We start from the raw sequence: 14,360 nt of genomic DNA on the forward strand, positions 1-14,360 counted from the left end.
TCTGCAGGTAAAACGCGATACGTCCGTGTCCAGAAATAGTACAGCGTTCAGGCGTCTCCGCACCATATGGTCGGGTTGTCACCAACTGGGGGATTCATGCTTCGCATTTACTTTTCCGACGCCGACCTCGTGCGCGTGCGGATCCTCGCCGAGCCCGATCCGATGTGGGAGGTGCTGCTGAGCCTGCACCTGACGACGCCGACACCGGCCGACCGGCACTTCGGCGGCTGGCGGCGCAGCCTGCCGCTGAAGCGGCTCGCCCGGCCTGCCGGTGTGCTGCGTACGCTGAGCCGTCCGGTCGGGTACTCCCCCGACTTCCTCACGCCGGCCGGGGACGTCGCGGAGTTCGGCACCGGGTTGGACCTCGTCCTCAGCACGCCGCGCGCCCGGCTGCGCGCCGACATCGCCCAGCTCGCGTCCGGCACCCCGATCGCGTCCTGGCCGGCGGACCTGGCCGACGGCAACGTGCCTGCCCTCAAACTGCTCGGGGACGCGCTGACGACCTACCACGACGCGGCGGTGCGGCCGCACTGGGAAACCATCCGGCGCCACGTGCGCGCCGACCGCCGGAAGCGGGCGGAACTGGCGGTGACCCGAGGTTTCGAGGCCGTCCTGGCGACGCTGCACCCTTCGGCCCGCTGGCGCGCCCCGGTCCTCGAACTGGCCTATCCCGTCGAGCAGGACCTGGTCCTCGACGGCTCCGGGCTGACGTTGGTGCCGTCGCTCTTCTGCTGGCCGGGCCCGATCACGCTGCTGCGTCAGCCGGACCGGCCCGTGCTCGTCTACCCGGTCTCACCGGAATACGACTGGGCCGAAGAGTCCGCCACCGGGTGCGACGGCTCGCTCAACACACTGCTCGGCCCCACCCGTGCCGAGGTCCTGCGCGTCATCTCGGCCCTTCCCCGCGTGAACACCACCGAACTGGCCCGGGCGGCCGGAATTTCCCTGGCCAGCGCGAGCCAGCACGCATCGGTGCTGCGCGGGGCGGGTTTGGTGACCACGGGCCGGTCGCGCGGCTCGGTGTTTCACGAGCTCTCGGAGCGTGGCACTTCCCTGCTCTGCCACTGAAGAAGCAGGCGCTACGCACGGTGGGCAGTGCTGCGCGGGCCAACCGCCTCGGCGAGGTGATCGCCCTGGCCAACCGCGGCTGGGCCCACCGACGTGCACGGGGACGCTCGCGCGGTGCGGCACACGCGGTCTTCATCTCGACCTGACGTCGAGGTTTCACGGCACCAGGCGGGCACCGGTACCCGGACGGAATTTCCACAGGCTACGCATCCTCTCTGCGAGCGGGGTGAACAGCCACCGGCAGGCAGGTGATGCCGTTGACGAAGTTCGAATGGAGGTGCCGGATCTCGCCGGCCGGCTCGAACCGGTCCACCTGGGTGACGATTTCCTCGAGCAGGATCCGCAAGGCGGTTCTCGCGCCAGGAGCCCCGACGCAGTAGTGCCGGCCGACGCCGAAGGCCACGTGCGGGTTGGGCCGGCGCGCCGGATCGAACGTGTACGGGTCGGTGAACACCGCCTCGTCACGGTTCGCCGATCACGCCGACATCGAGCTCGGTGACGTCACCATCCGCAAGGGAGACGGGATCATCCTCCCCCTCTCCGCCGCCAACCGCGACCACCGCGTCTTCGCCGACCCCGGGGACCTTCGACGTGGCGCGCCGGCCTCGCCGGCACCTGACCTTCGGTCATGGCTCCCACCAGTGCCTGGGGCAGCACCTGGCCCGCCTGACCGTACGAACGGCGATCGACGCGCTGTTCGACCGCCTGCCCGGTCTGCGCGTCGAGGCACCATCGACGCCGCTGGGTCTCAACCCGGCCAACGGGGTGCAGGGCTTCGTGTCGTTACCGGTGTCGTGGTCCTGACCGGGACGAGGATGGCGCCAGGCTCGGTGAAGCCGGCGGACAACCGCGACCGATCGGCGGCCGCGCCACTCGGGTCGGAGGGCAGCCCAGCCGGCACTGGTCCGCTCGAACCTGCGCGAAACCGGCTGGCGGACGCGGAGGCGAGGCTTCCGCGGTATGAGGCCGCGATCGCAGCCGGCATCGTGCCCGAAACACTCGTCGACCCGGTGAACCGAGCACAGGCGGAACGTGCGGCAGCGAAAGCGCAGTCGAAGAGCGTTCCAGCCGATGCGACTGTGACCCTCGGAGATCCCCACCACAGCCCGGTGGTGGGTTGCGGTTCGCCTTCCACGGCCGCACCTCGACCACCCGCCATCAAGAACGGTCTGTCCACGCCGCGACGCGCCACGAGCTGGTTGCCGCGCGCGAAGCCTCCCGCATGACTCCGCCGGAACTTTCGTCCGAGAGCCATCTCACAGCCATGCGCACCGCACGTGGGTCAGCAGCCGGTTCGAGTTCTCGCCCGGGACGAGGATAGGAGCGCCGTGACACGGTTGGTCGTCGTTCGAACAGCGCGAGCCGTCGCGGTTTCGCACGCCGGCTGCGACGCAGTGAGTGAGGCTGGGGTCGCGACCATCTCACGATTGCCCGTCGTCATCGCCAGCCCTCGGGGTCAGGTGTGCGAGGGCTTCATCGCGGGAGTCGAGCAGTGTGAACATCTCCTGCAGACCGACGAGGCCCAGCAGGCGACGCAACGCAGGCGTCACGACGAACACGACGTCGACTTCGGAATCAGCGCACCGGGCCTGCAGTCGCAGCAGGACGGTCATCGCACGGGAACTGAAGAAGGTCACCTCGGCAAGATCCACCAGAACGCGGCGCGGCAGAAGATCCATCGCGGCGGTGAGGTCCTTCTCCAGCTGGGAGCTGGTTGCTGCATCGATTTCTCCGCGAACCTCGGCCACGGCCAGGTCGAGTGCAGGCCATGTCGTGGAGACGGCCATCAGTCCCCGGAAAACGTCGTCGTCGTGTGGTTCAGCGGGCATGTGCGCCTCCAGCCTGCCGTGGTGCTCGATGCAACCTTCGGCGGGGTCTGGGCCGGGGGCACAACGTGTCGGGTGTGTACCTGTATGACCACAGTAGTGTCCGTCCACGGCGAGAACCAACAAGTGTCCGTCCACGGCGAGAACCAACAAGTGTCCGTCCACGGCGAGAACCAACAAGTGACCACCAGTCGGGTCCGACACGCATCGACGGTGCCTCGTTCGCCGGGAGTACCCGATGCAGGAGACCGGGGTCACACGATGGGGCCGTGACGATTCCTCCCAGCCCGGGTCGTAGTGACGTGGAAGTGCGGCGAACACCGCGAACTTCCACTCCAGGCAACGAAACTCGATCCGAGGAGCAGCCATGACGAACTCCGCCGTCACCAAGACCCCCGCCCACTCGACCGCGATCGAGCAGGCCACCACCGGTGCACTGGTGTCGCAGCAGGGCGCCACCACCATCGCCGACACCGTCGTGGCCAAGGTCGCCGGTCTGGCCACCCGCGAGGTCTCCGGCGTGTTCGCCCTCGGCGGTGGCGCGGCCCGGGCGTTCAGCGCGATCCGCGAGCGCATCCCCGGCGCCTCGGCTTCGGTCGCGCAAGGCGTGTCGGTCGAGGTCGGCGAGCGCCAGGCCGCGGTCGACCTGCAGGTTCTCGTCGAGTACGGCGTCTCCATCGCCGACCTGGCCCGCTCGGTCCGCCGCAACGTCATCACCGCGGTCGAGCAGACCACCGGCCTGGAGGTCGTCGAGGTCAACATCAACGTCTCCGACGTGCACATCCCCGGCGACGACAACGACGACACCACGGCCGTCACCGGCCGCGTCCAGTGACCCCGGGCGTCGAGATCGACGCCGACCGCATCGCCGTCGCCGTGACGGCCCTCCCGTGCGTGGCGGGCCTGCACAGCGGCCGGTTCGGCGAGATCGCCACCCTGCTGCCCGGCCGCCGGATCCCCGGCGTCCGGATCCGCACGGGCGAGATCACCGTCGGCGTCACCGGCCGCTACCCGGCCACCACCACCCGGATCGGCGCTGAAGTCCGCGCCGCTGTCGGACCGGCCGACCGACCGGTGCACGTCCGGATCGGCGACATCGCCGCCCCCACGGCCATCGAGGTCACGCTCGAGAGCCCGGACACCGTGTCCGCGCCGCTGCGTCCCTGAACCGCCCGACCGGCTCCCGTTCTCCACAGCGGGCCGATCGCCACAGCAAGGAGAACACCATGACCGCCACCCACCTCGGCCTGCTCACCGGCCTGGCCCTCGGTCTCGCCGCGGCGTTCGGCGGCTTCGGCGCCTTCGTGATCGTGCTGATCCTCGCCGCGCTCGGCCTGCTCGTCGGCCGCGTTCTCGACGGCAAGCTCGACCTGTCCCAGCTGACCGGCCGCGACCGGGGCTGACCACCGTGACGACCGCAACCCTGCCGAGCTCCCAGTCCCGGACCGCACCTGCGGATGAGGACGAGCGGGGCAGGCTCAAGATCAGCGACCGGACGCTCGAGCGGATCGCCGCCCGCGCGGCCACCGAGATCGACGGCATCAGCGACGCCGCCAAAGCCTCCGCGAAAGTCGACGGTGACACCGCTGTGCTCGACGTGCGGGTCTCCATCAGCTATCCGCTGTCGGTCCGCCGGACCACGGAGAACGTCCGCCGGCACCTGATGCAGCGAGTCGGCGACCTCACCGGCCTCACCGTGAGCCGGGTGAACCTGACCGTGACCGCGTTGCACGGCGCGGCCGCCGACACCAGGAGGGTCCAGTGAAACGTCACCCTCGCCGGTCCACGCCGGCCACCCTCACCGCCGTGGTCCTGCTGACCGGTTGTGCCTTGGTCGCCGTCGTCGCGATCCAGCTGATCCTCGGGCAAGCCCCGTGGATCAGCTACCGCACGGTCGCCGAAGCCCTGCACGACGCACGCTGGAGCGACCTGATCCCCGGCGTCGCCGGCGGCGTCGCGGTACTGCTCGGGTTGATCCTCCTGGTCGCCGCGCTCCTGCCGGGCAAGCTCACCGTCCTGCCGCTGCAGGGCGAGCTGAACTCGGGCGCCTCCCGTCGCAGCTACCGCTCGACACTGCGCGCCGCGGCGTCCACAGTAGACGGGGTAGCGAAAGCGAAGGTGAACCTCAAGCGCCACAAGGCGTCCGCGAAGGTGAGCACCGACCGCACGAACACCGCCGGACTCGCGGACGCCGTACGCGAAGCGATCGAACGCCGGCTCGACCAGATCAACCCTGCTGTCCGCCCGACCGTCAAGATCAAGGTCCACGCCGCCCGGAGCAGGTCATGACCGGCCAGAACCGCCCCGCCCGCCTCAACCGCACCCTGCTCGCCCTGCTCGGGCTCCTCCTGCTCGCCGCCGGCGGGCTCGCGGTGGCCGCCCACTTCGGCAAACTCGCCGCCCTCGCCCCCGACGCCGCGCTGGTGCCCGGTACGGCGAATCCGCCGGTCTGGGCGCTGTATGTCACCGCGGCGGCCGCGATCGTCCTCGGGGTGCTGGTGCTGCGCTGGCTGCTCGCCCAGCTGGCCCGCCGCCCCAAGACCCACACCTGGCGTTTCGAGTCCGACCCGGACACCGGCCGCACCGAACTGGCCGCGAACACCGCGATCGAGCCGTTCGTCGACGAGGTCCAGGCCTTTCCCGGGGTGCGCACCGCCCATGCCACGCTCGCCGGCACGCAGGACGGGCCCAGCCTGGCGCTGGTGATCAGCGCCGAACAGGACGGCGACCTCGCGGCGATTCGCCGTCGGCTCGACGACGAGGGCCTTCCGCGTCTGCGCCAGGCACTCGACCTCGACGAGGTACCGGTCAGCGTGGAGTTCCGGTTCTCCGCCAAGGCCGGTGCCCGCACGCGGTGACACGCTCCAGTGCCCCGCTCTGCATCGCGCATGGCCTCAGGCCTTGTCGAACGGGGGTAGAGCACCTCGCGCCGGCAATTGCAGACCGGTTACACCGAGCCCGGCCGAATCCAGCCTGACGCCGGCGCGGGGTCACGCGTCCGTGGTCCCGTAGGGCCGTTGCGAGGCACCTTTGAACCCGTCCGCGTTTTCGCCGGGGCCCGGGCCGATTTCCTCGCCGCTGCGGCGGTCGCTGTCACCGCCGGTCAACGGAGATTCAGGTTCCATGTCGGTCGAAGACAATGTGCCCCCCGGAGAGTGATCCACGCGCTCACCGGCCGCCGGTTCGGCGGAGGGGCTCTCGAAGGCCTTCTCCGCGGTGGGTGTTCTCTCTCCGCTCCCGATATCCGGTGACCAACCATGATTGTCTTCGTCACCGAATCGGCTCACTGCGTGTCGTCGTTCGTCTTCCTCGGCCATGTCCGGCCTCCTCTGGGTTCGCCCAGGTGACCCTGCGGCGTCTTCAGCGCCTACCCGGTCCGAGGACCGGCAAACCTCGACCCGTCCGTCGCCTCAACGGAAATCGGCTCCGCTGAAACCCAGCTCCATCAGCGCAGGCTGGTGCGGCCAGTCCCGCCGAGACCACGCCGGCCGCGGAAGGCTGCTGCGAACACCACGGCAGTCCTCAAGCCCGGCGCACAGCCGCCAGCTCGCTGAATTCGAAGGCCGAGTCGGCACCCTGCCCCATACGGAGCGGGGGTTCCATTGGCGGAGTATCGGTGTTTTGATGACTTGATGGAGTGGGGACTGATCCTCGGTTTCGCCGGAGCGTGCGTGGTGCTCAACCTGGTACCGGGGCCAGGGATGATGTTCATGATCGCCCATGGAATCGGCGGTGGGCGTCGCGGGGGAATTGCCGCGGCTCTGGGGATGGCCACCGGCACCGTCGTGCACACAGTCGCAGCGGCGTTGGGCTTGAGTGCACTCCTGCGCGCGGCTCCCGCCGCCCTCGAGACAGTCAAGATCATCGGAGCGGTTTTCCTTTTGTACTTGGCGATTACCGCCTTGGTCGCAGCCAGGAAATCGGCGACACCCTCCGCGCTGCGTACGAGCGCACGGATGCCCTTGCGAAGAACCTACTTGTCAGCAGTGTTCACGAACCTCGCGAACCCGAAGGTGGTTCTCTTCTACCTGGCCTTCGTGCCCCAATTCCTCACGCCGGGAGGCTGGGGCGTATCGGCACAGATACTGACGCTGGGTACGGTACTGATCGTCATCGGGCTCGTCATGGACGGAGCGGTCGGGATCGCCGCCGGCACATTTTCGGCATTGCTGCTCCGGAAACCGAAGTTCCAACGTCGGCTCAAAGAGCTTTCCGCGGTGATTTTCGGCGGGCTGGCGATCCGCCTGTTCACAGAAGATTTGTGACCGGGCCCGGGTGGGCCGATCTGGTCACTCCCTGTCCCGGTCCTTGGCCGCACGCCCCCAGCCGGCGATCGGCACACCGTTGACCGGTCATCTACCCTTCGTGCGTGGTGGATGAGGACCGTTCCTGGCAGGTCGTGTTCGCGGAGATCGTCAACCGGTCACACCTGGCGACCGCCGACGACCTGCCCACCATCATCGACGACGTGACCTCCCTGGTGGGAATGTCGGCGCAGCTCTACCTGGTCGATCTCGGACAGCGAGAGCTGCACCCGGTCCGGCCTCAGGACGGCTCAGCGCTCTCGGTGGACGCCACCCTGGCGGGGCGGGCCTTCGGCAGGATCGAAATCGTCATCGCAGCGGCCGAGGGTGACCGGCCGTGCCTGTGGCTGCCCGTGCTCGACGGCACCGAACGCCTCGGCGCGCTGCGGCTCACCCTCCCCGCCGGCGCTGACCCGCAGGACAAGACCTTGCGCGGAAACTGCTGGACGCTGGCCGGGCAGATCGCGCACCTGATCTTGAGCAAGCAGCTCTACAGCGACCTGTTCCACCGCGTACGCCGGGCCAAGCCGCTGTCGGTGGCCGCCGAACTGCTCTGGCAGCTGCTGCCCCCGAAAGTGTTCGCCACCGACAAGGTGGTGATCGCCGCCGCGATGGAGCCCTACGACCAGGTCGGCGGCGACGGCTTCGACTACGCCGTGGACGGCAACCACGCCTCGGTGGCGATCTTCGACGCGATGGGCCACGACCTGCACGCCGGGCTGACCACGTCGATGGCGCTGGCGGCTACGCGCAACGCCCGCCGCGGCGGGGCCGACCTGATCGGGGCCGCCGAACTGGCCGACCGCACCATCGCCGCTCACCGCCCGTCCGACTCGATGTCCTACGCGACGGCGTTCCTCGCCCACCTGGACCTGGACACCGGCGAACTGCACTACCTCAACGCCGGGCACCCACCGCCGGCGGTGCTTCGCAACGGGCGGGTGGTGCGGCTGCTGGACACCGTGAGCCGCACCCCGCTGGGCCTCGGCGACCTGCAGAGGCGCGAGCCCGTCGTGCGGTGCGAGCAGCTCCAGCCCGGCGACCGGGTGCTGTTCTACACCGACGGCGTCACGGAGGCCCGCAGCCCGCAGGGCGAGCAGTTCGGCATGGAACGGCTGGCGGACCTCACCGAACGCCACGAGGCGGCTGGGCTGCCCGCCCCGGAGACACTGCGCCGGGTGGTGCGCGCCGTGCTCGAGCACCAGGACGGACGGCTTCAGGACGACGCCACCCTGTTGATGCTGGAATGGACCACCACCAACCAAAGCACCCTGCTGCCCGTCCTGTGACCTGGCGCTGCCCACGATCAGGTGACGAACCGATCGAGCGTTCGCCGCGCGTTTATGCCACACCGAGCAGGGAAAGAACAAATGAACGACCAGCATGGGCCATGACGGAAGCGTGAGGTGCGCTCTTGCTGGTGCATGCACCCGAGGAGTCGCAGTGTGGCGGTGACATGGGTTCGCAACGACCAAGCGGACTGGCAGATCTTGGACGTGACGGGCCGCGATCCGGCTGATTCGGCTTCCGCCCGGCACTGGGTGGAAGACCGGATTGCCATGCTCGGAGAAGCGCACCGGATCGATACGTTGCTGGTTGTCGGGGAGCTTCTCGAAAACGCCTACCAGCACGCCGGGGGCCCGACCCAGGTCCGCCTTCGCCTGCAGCACGAGCCTTGCGAGGTCACGGTGGCCGTCGCCGACACGGACAGTGGTGCGCTGCGGCTGCGGGCACCCGATGACGACGGCGGACGCGGGCTGCTGCTGGTCGACCAAATCTGCCTGGCCTGGGGCGTGAGCTACCACGACGAGGGCAAGCTCGTGTGGGGCCGCATCGGCTGACTCGGTACCGAACTCGCCTGGCCTGCCGAGCCGCACAGCGGCAACCACACGACTTCACCAGCGGCCGCCTGCATTGCGTGACCGCTCCGCCGTGCGCTGGACGTCACATCGAATGCCTGGGTACTACGCGTAGCAGGCCCAGCGGGGGGTATTCACGTCGCGAGGTCGGCCGGGTGTGCGGCGACGCAGTACGGGAAGAAGAAAATGACAAGGACTGCCACATCGGCGCTCGGCAAAGTGCTGGGAGGCATGGCTGCCACGGCTCTGGTGAGCTCACAGCTACCTGCTCTGCTCGCCCGGGACTACTGGACGACATCCGTCCTCGAATCCGCTCCGGGGCACTACGTCGCCGCCGTCGCCCACGGGATGTTCGGAGCACGCCTCCCCGCGGCCGGGCGAGGATCGAGCGCAGAGATGACCATCCGTTCCGAGCGGCGATCGGTCGGCCTCGGCCGCCGTTCTCTAGCCTCAGCCTTCCCCGACGCGACCGGTCACCTGGTGGTCTTCCTGCACGGCTTGGTCGAAACCGAGCGCTGCTGGTTCCGCGGTAACGACTTCGGTGCGCGCCTGGCCGACGACCTGGACACCAGCTCCGTGTACGTGCGGTACAACTCGGGCCGTCACGTCTCGGAGAACGGGAACGATCTCGTCGCGCTGCTGACCCGGCTGGTCGCCTCGTGGCCGGTACCCGTCACCGACATCGTCCTCATCGGACACTCCATGGGTGGCCTCGTGGCTCGAAGTGCCCTCTACCAAGCACAAGAACAACGCGCGCCCTGGCTCCCCCGCGTGACGCGGCTGGTCTGCCTCGGCACGCCGCACCGGGGTGCGCCGCTGGAACGACGAGTCGCCCAGTTCGCGGAGCTGCTCAGCAAATCGGCCCTCGCGGCTCCCTTGGCCCGCTTGCTCGCGACGCGCAGCGACGGTATCCGGGATCTCGCACACGGCTATGTACACCAGAAGCAATGGGCTGCCGGCGCCGGACCTCACTGGCAACCGGAAGGTGGGGCGGGTATCCGTCGTCTGTTCGTGTCCGCGACCCTTTCGCGCACGGAAGGAAGCGCCTGGGGGCGCCTCGTCGGCGATCTCCTCGTGGCGCCGGTCACGGCGGACGACCTGACCGAAGACGCCGACATCGTCTGGCTCGGCGGACTGAACCACTTCAGCCTGCTCCACGACGACGCTGTCTACGAGTCGCTTCTCGAATGGCTACGCACAAACGGTCACCAGGGCCGCGAAGTTCCGGCTGGCTGCGATGCTGTGCAGACTAGGTGAGCGGACGACAGGCTCAGCTGAGCGATCGTCGGCCCTTCGCGATCGGATGCAGGACCGCGCTGGTCGCGCGGATCACCGGCCCGGCGGCGTCATGGTGCAGAACCGGTTCGCCAGCGGGCGGGGACTCGCGTCATGACGGACGCCCGGCTCGGCTTCCGGCGTAGGCCCGTACCCGGAGACCGGCCAGCCACCGCAGGTGCAGTTCCCACCCGGCGGGGTGGTTCGTCACGGGATCGAACGCCGGACGCGCCGCGTCTCCAGCGACCTCCCGCAGGGTGAGCACGGCCGTGTCGCACCAACGGCCGTCCTCCCGCCCGGTCCGCAGCACGAACCGCACCGATTCCGCCACGACCGCGGAGCGCAGGTCCGCAAGGGACGCAGGCACCCGCGGCGACGACGTCTCCGCCCACGCACCGAGCCGGATCAGCCGATCGGCACGGCGATAGGGCACCAAGCTGCTGTTCCCGCCGCCGGTCCATGTCGTCGCTGCGCGCGGAACCATCCGGCCGATATGCCCGTCGCCGGCGGTCGTCAGCGTGATGTCCCACGGTGCTTTCCCGGCTATCGCGACTCGCAGCGCCAACCCCCGAAACCCCTGCATGACAACGCCACCGATCCCGTCTCGCGCCATCCGGATCTCCACTCCGGAGCTCGGTGGCTACCCACCGAGGTGCGGAGACAACCCGCCGGCGGGCGTGGGCTACGGCACCACCACGAATGGCGTATCACCGTTCGACAATGAGAGCGAAATCCAGCTCAAGACACGGCGATTTCCAGCAGTTTCGAATTCCCGCCCCGACATCCCGGATCCGACGTTTGTCCTTATCGGTACCGGGCATGCGGCCCGGACACCGGGACCTGATTTCAGGCTCCCGCAGAACCGGAGGAATTCACCATGACATCGAATGCGACCACAACCGCCGTCCGGCGGACGCCGCGACAGCTCCTCGCGGCGATCGTGGGAGTGGTTTTCCTGCTGGTCGGCGTCCTGGGGTTCATCCCCGGCGTGACCACGAACTACGACATGCTCACCGGCGCGGGGCACCACTCGGGAGCGCTGCTGCTCGGGATCTTCACCGTCTCCATCCTCCACAACATCGTCCACCTGGCCTTCGGCGTGGCCGGCCTCGCCATGGCCCGCACCCCGGGCGGCGCGAAGGCCTTCCTCGTCGGCGGTGGCGCCGTCTACCTCGTGCTGTGGCTCTACGGCCTGGTCATCGACCACGACAGCGCGGCGAACTTCATCCCGGTCAACACCGCCGACAACTGGCTGCACCTCGGGCTCGGCGTCGGCATGATCGCGCTCGGCCTGATTCCGTTGAACGCCGGCAAGGCCCCGATCGCGGACTCGCGGTAGCCCGCGGATGCCCCGCGCGGTGCGGGCTGCGTTCGGATCCGCAGCCCGCACCGCCAGTCCGAAGTCAGGACAGCTTGTTCTTCGCCGACTTCACCTTGCCCTTCACCGTGCCGACGGCGTCCAGCGTCGGCGAGAAGGTGCCGTACAACGCGGGATCCGGTCTGGGCGCGGTGCCCGGACCGCCCAGGGGCTTGGGATCGGTGAGGTACTCGATCCCCGCCTCCGTGCTCCAGCCACCCGAGGGACCGTCGGGGCCGTCGGACAAGCCCCAGATCGTGTTGTTGTGGGTCTGGTCTTCTTCGTCGAGCAGGGCGTTGGGGACGATTTCGTCCTCGAGCCCGTCGGCCTTCAGCTCCTCGATCGCGGCGAGCCACTGCTTCTGGTGGACGGTGTCGCGGGCGAGGTTGAACTGCAGCATCGCCTTGACGCCCGGGTCGTCGGTCATGTTGTAGAGCCGGGCGGTCTGCAGCCGGCCCTGCGCTTCGGCCGCGACGTTGGCCCGGAAGTCGGCGAGCAGGTTGCCGGAAGCGACGATGTACCGGCCGTTCCAGGGATAGCCGTTGCTGTCGGCGGGCAGCGCACCCCCACCGGCGACGATGGCCTGCTGCACGTCCATGCCGCCGATCATCGCGGCCATGACGGGATCCTTGACGGAGTCGGCGGTGGCGGTGGCGGGCGCGCCTTCCAGCAGCCGCGCGACCATGGTGGCGAGCATTTCGACGTGCCCGATCTCCTCGGTCGCGGTGTCCATGAGCAAGTCCTTGTACTTGCCTTCGATGCGGCAGTTCCAGCCCTGGAACAGGTACTGCATCGTCACGCTCATCTCGCCGAAAGCGCCACCGATGAGCTCCTGGAGCTTGTGGGCGTAGACGGGGTCGGGCTTTTCGGGCTTGGCTTCGAACTGCAGCAGCTTCGTATGACGAAACATTGATTCCTCCGTTTTGGGGCGGCTTTTCCGCCGTTGTCCGGCGTTCCCGGTTCCCGGTCGGATAACCGCACGATGCGCTGACGGAGTCGCCGCAAGGGCGTCAGGCCGGGGTGCGAGGTGTCTTCTGCACCGCCGGTCGGACTGACCCGGCTCCGCTGTTGCGCCGGTCCACCGTTCCCCTTACGGCCAGAACGAGGCACAGCAGCGCCAGCCCCGCGACGAGCAGCTGGGCGTGGTGGTGTCCGAGTGCGGCCGCGGCCGGCACGATCGGGACGGCGGCGAGGGGCCACGGCCAGATCGCCCGCCACGAGTGACTGCTACCGCCGAGGACGAGGGCCGTCCCGGTCAGGAACAGGGTGACACCGGCGGCCAAGATCCAGCCGGCCGCCGACGGGAGTGCTGCCCCGGGATGCAGCACGAGCTCTTCGATGCCGACCCCGGCCATGACGATGCCCAGGGCGAGCGGCAGGTGGCCGTAGACGAACAGGTCGTGCCGTTCGTCGGCGGGCGCGCCGTCGTCGGACTCGTCGTCGCGCCGGCGCAGTGCGGCGGCACCCACGGCGGCCGCGGTGTCGAAGTAGATCCACCACATCGCGGCCGCGATGACGAACCCGGCGACGCCGACCGCGACCGCGGACGCATCCCACTCGGCGTCTCGCACGCCGATGGCCGCGCCGCCCACCGCCTCCCCGAGGACCAGGATCACGAAGAGGCCGAACCGCTCCGGGAGGTGTTCCATGTGCAGCGGGAGATGGTTGTCGCGCCAGGTGGCGATGACCGGGCCGATGGCGTCGACGGCGACCGCCGCGCCCCACAACCAGTACCGCGCCGGTCCGTCGAACGCCAGCGACACGGTCCACAGCACGGAGCTCACCGCGATGGTCACGAGGTAGACGCTGATGGTGCTCCGGGCGTCGGGGACGTGCCGCCACGCCCGGACGTGGAGCACCAGCAGGATCACCCGGCCGGCGAGGAAACACACCGCGAACGGCGTGGAGAACGACGAGGTCGCGGTCGCGGCGCTCGCGGCGCACCCGGCGATGGACAGGGTCGCGGCGAGTTTGCCGATCCGGAACAGGACGTCGTCGGTGTCGAACCGGTTGGCGTAGAGGGTGAAGCCCACCCAGGACATCCAGATGGCGACGAACAGGGCCACGAACGTGCCGAGCCCGGACCATGTCAGGTGCTTGAGGAAAGCGACGGCGAGTTCGTTGACGACCAGGACGTAGGCGAGGTCGAAGAACAGCTCGAGGTTGCTCGCCGACGCTTCCTGGCTGGTGCGCAGTGCAGGCGGCTGGACCATCGGCTCGCGTTCGGTACCCGCACTCACGAGCATCTCCTGTCATTGACCCTGCATCGGGCACAGGTTGTCCAGGGCTACCCCGCTTTGCGACGGCGAACCCTGCCGACGGTGCGCGATTTGCGGTGGCCTTCAAGTCCCTTCGTGCGCTGAACGTCACCCCGGACGCCGTCGGATGTTCGGGTAGCAGGCCCTGCGGTGGGTAACCACACCTGAGATCAGCCCGTCCTACGGCGGCGAACCGGAAAGAAGCAGAATGGTGAACTTGCTCTGCCGCGCGCGGGATCGTCGATACGCCTCTCTCGTGCTGATGACCGAACATCGTGAACAGCAAGCTCGCGGGGGACAAGGCCCTTCCTACGCATCCTGCCTCGGCACCATCGGCTTCTTCATCGGCTACCGCCTCGTCGAGGACTACCTCCTGGTACCGCGGATCATCGGCGGCGCCGTCAAGGTCCCCG

The 14,360-nt window shown here is 68.9% G+C and carries 18 protein-coding genes and 1 pseudogene; 13 read left to right on the plus strand and 6 right to left on the minus strand.

What is annotated here, in order from left to right; all coding sequences use genetic code 11:
* Positions 1 to 96 precede the first annotated feature (96 nt).
* Positions 97 to 1,068 (plus strand): helix-turn-helix transcriptional regulator, encoded by a 972-nt coding sequence (locus AB0C38_RS45305; protein ID WP_360686351.1) that lies wholly within the window; start codon positions 97 to 99, stop codon positions 1,066 to 1,068.
* Between the two features lie 202 nt (positions 1,069 to 1,270).
* On the opposite strand, the pseudogene AB0C38_RS45310 reads toward AB0C38_RS45305, so the two are convergent.
* A pseudogene (locus AB0C38_RS45310) lies at positions 1,271 to 1,528 on the minus strand (cytochrome P450); the annotation flags it as partial.
* Between the two features lie 131 nt (positions 1,529 to 1,659).
* On the opposite strand from AB0C38_RS45310, the gene AB0C38_RS45315 reads away from it, so the two are divergent.
* Positions 1,660 to 1,872: a cytochrome P450 gene (locus AB0C38_RS45315; protein ID WP_360686354.1), complete on the plus strand. Its 213-nt coding sequence runs from the start codon at positions 1,660 to 1,662 to the stop codon at positions 1,870 to 1,872.
* A 617-nt stretch (positions 1,873 to 2,489) separates the two neighbouring features.
* Here AB0C38_RS45315 and AB0C38_RS45320 read toward each other — a convergent pair.
* Positions 2,490 to 2,897 (minus strand): STAS domain-containing protein, encoded by a 408-nt coding sequence (locus AB0C38_RS45320; protein WP_360686357.1) that lies wholly within the window; start codon positions 2,895 to 2,897, stop codon positions 2,490 to 2,492.
* A 364-nt stretch (positions 2,898 to 3,261) separates the two neighbouring features.
* Between AB0C38_RS45320 and AB0C38_RS45325 the strand changes: the two genes are divergently transcribed.
* The 6 genes from AB0C38_RS45325 to AB0C38_RS45350 are packed head-to-tail and all read left to right on the plus strand — an operon-like array spanning position 3,262 to position 5,752.
* The gene (locus AB0C38_RS45325) at positions 3,262 to 3,729 is read left to right on the plus strand and encodes an Asp23/Gls24 family envelope stress response protein (RefSeq protein ID WP_360686360.1); all 468 of its coding nucleotides are present in this window, start codon (positions 3,262 to 3,264) and stop codon (positions 3,727 to 3,729) included.
* Positions 3,726 to 4,061: a hypothetical protein gene (locus AB0C38_RS45330; protein WP_360686363.1), complete on the plus strand. Its 336-nt coding sequence runs from the start codon at positions 3,726 to 3,728 to the stop codon at positions 4,059 to 4,061. Before AB0C38_RS45325 ends, AB0C38_RS45330 begins: the two co-directional genes overlap by 4 nt.
* A gap of 59 nt (positions 4,062 to 4,120) precedes the next feature.
* Positions 4,121 to 4,297, plus strand: a complete 177-nt coding sequence (locus tag AB0C38_RS45335; RefSeq protein ID WP_326959566.1) for a hypothetical protein — start codon at positions 4,121 to 4,123, stop codon at positions 4,295 to 4,297.
* Between the two features lie 5 nt (positions 4,298 to 4,302).
* Positions 4,303 to 4,659 carry an Asp23/Gls24 family envelope stress response protein gene (locus tag AB0C38_RS45340; RefSeq protein WP_360686367.1) on the plus strand — a complete coding sequence of 119 codons (357 nt, stop codon included), beginning with the start codon at positions 4,303 to 4,305 and terminating at the stop codon, positions 4,657 to 4,659.
* Positions 4,656 to 5,183: a DUF6286 domain-containing protein gene (locus AB0C38_RS45345; protein WP_360686370.1), complete on the plus strand. Its 528-nt coding sequence runs from the start codon at positions 4,656 to 4,658 to the stop codon at positions 5,181 to 5,183. The genes AB0C38_RS45340 and AB0C38_RS45345 overlap by 4 nt, the downstream gene beginning before the upstream one ends.
* Positions 5,180 to 5,752 carry an alkaline shock response membrane anchor protein AmaP gene (locus AB0C38_RS45350; protein WP_360686373.1) on the plus strand — a complete coding sequence of 191 codons (573 nt, stop codon included), beginning with the start codon at positions 5,180 to 5,182 and terminating at the stop codon, positions 5,750 to 5,752. Before AB0C38_RS45345 ends, AB0C38_RS45350 begins: the two co-directional genes overlap by 4 nt.
* Positions 5,753 to 5,884: 132 nt before the next feature.
* Here the strand turns inward: AB0C38_RS45350 and AB0C38_RS45355 are convergent, their stop codons facing one another.
* Positions 5,885 to 6,211: a hypothetical protein gene (locus tag AB0C38_RS45355; RefSeq protein ID WP_360686376.1), complete on the minus strand. Its 327-nt coding sequence runs from the start codon at positions 6,209 to 6,211 to the stop codon at positions 5,885 to 5,887.
* Between the two features lie 315 nt (positions 6,212 to 6,526).
* Here AB0C38_RS45355 and AB0C38_RS45360 point away from each other — a divergent pair, with 315 nt between their 5' ends.
* The 4 genes from AB0C38_RS45360 (at position 6,527) to AB0C38_RS45375 (ending at position 10,314) form a co-directional block, all read left to right on the plus strand.
* Positions 6,527 to 7,159, plus strand: coding sequence for a LysE family translocator (locus AB0C38_RS45360; RefSeq protein WP_360686379.1), 633 nt, complete (start codon positions 6,527 to 6,529; stop codon positions 7,157 to 7,159).
* A 104-nt stretch (positions 7,160 to 7,263) separates the two neighbouring features.
* Positions 7,264 to 8,487 (plus strand): PP2C family protein-serine/threonine phosphatase, encoded by a 1,224-nt coding sequence (locus tag AB0C38_RS45365; RefSeq protein ID WP_360686382.1) that lies wholly within the window; start codon positions 7,264 to 7,266, stop codon positions 8,485 to 8,487.
* A 156-nt stretch (positions 8,488 to 8,643) separates the two neighbouring features.
* Entirely contained in the window at positions 8,644 to 9,039 is a 396-nt protein-coding gene (locus AB0C38_RS45370; protein ID WP_360686385.1) for an ATP-binding protein, read from the plus strand.
* A gap of 249 nt (positions 9,040 to 9,288) precedes the next feature.
* Complete coding sequence (locus AB0C38_RS45375; RefSeq protein WP_360686388.1) at positions 9,289 to 10,314, plus strand: alpha/beta hydrolase; 1,026 nt, start codon at positions 9,289 to 9,291, stop codon at positions 10,312 to 10,314.
* A gap of 130 nt (positions 10,315 to 10,444) precedes the next feature.
* Here AB0C38_RS45375 and AB0C38_RS45380 read toward each other — a convergent pair whose 3' ends face one another.
* Entirely contained in the window at positions 10,445 to 10,765 is a 321-nt protein-coding gene (locus AB0C38_RS45380) for a hypothetical protein (protein WP_360686391.1), read from the minus strand.
* Between the two features lie 444 nt (positions 10,766 to 11,209).
* On the opposite strand from AB0C38_RS45380, the gene AB0C38_RS45385 reads away from it, so the two are divergent.
* On the plus strand, positions 11,210 to 11,671 hold the full coding sequence (locus AB0C38_RS45385) for a DUF4383 domain-containing protein (protein ID WP_360686394.1): 462 nt from the start codon (positions 11,210 to 11,212) through the stop codon (positions 11,669 to 11,671).
* Between the two features lie 64 nt (positions 11,672 to 11,735).
* Here AB0C38_RS45385 and AB0C38_RS45390 read toward each other — a convergent pair whose 3' ends face one another.
* Positions 11,736 to 12,599 carry a manganese catalase family protein gene (locus AB0C38_RS45390; protein ID WP_360686398.1) on the minus strand — a complete coding sequence of 288 codons (864 nt, stop codon included), beginning with the start codon at positions 12,597 to 12,599 and terminating at the stop codon, positions 11,736 to 11,738.
* A gap of 100 nt (positions 12,600 to 12,699) precedes the next feature.
* Positions 12,700 to 13,929 (minus strand): low temperature requirement protein A, encoded by a 1,230-nt coding sequence (locus tag AB0C38_RS45395; protein ID WP_360686401.1) that lies wholly within the window; start codon positions 13,927 to 13,929, stop codon positions 12,700 to 12,702.
* Positions 13,930 to 14,360: the final 431 nt, after the last annotated feature.

The sequence above is a fragment of the Amycolatopsis sp. NPDC048633 genome, from assembly GCF_040650695.1.
Taxonomy (GTDB): Bacteria; Actinomycetota; Actinomycetes; order Mycobacteriales; family Pseudonocardiaceae; genus Amycolatopsis.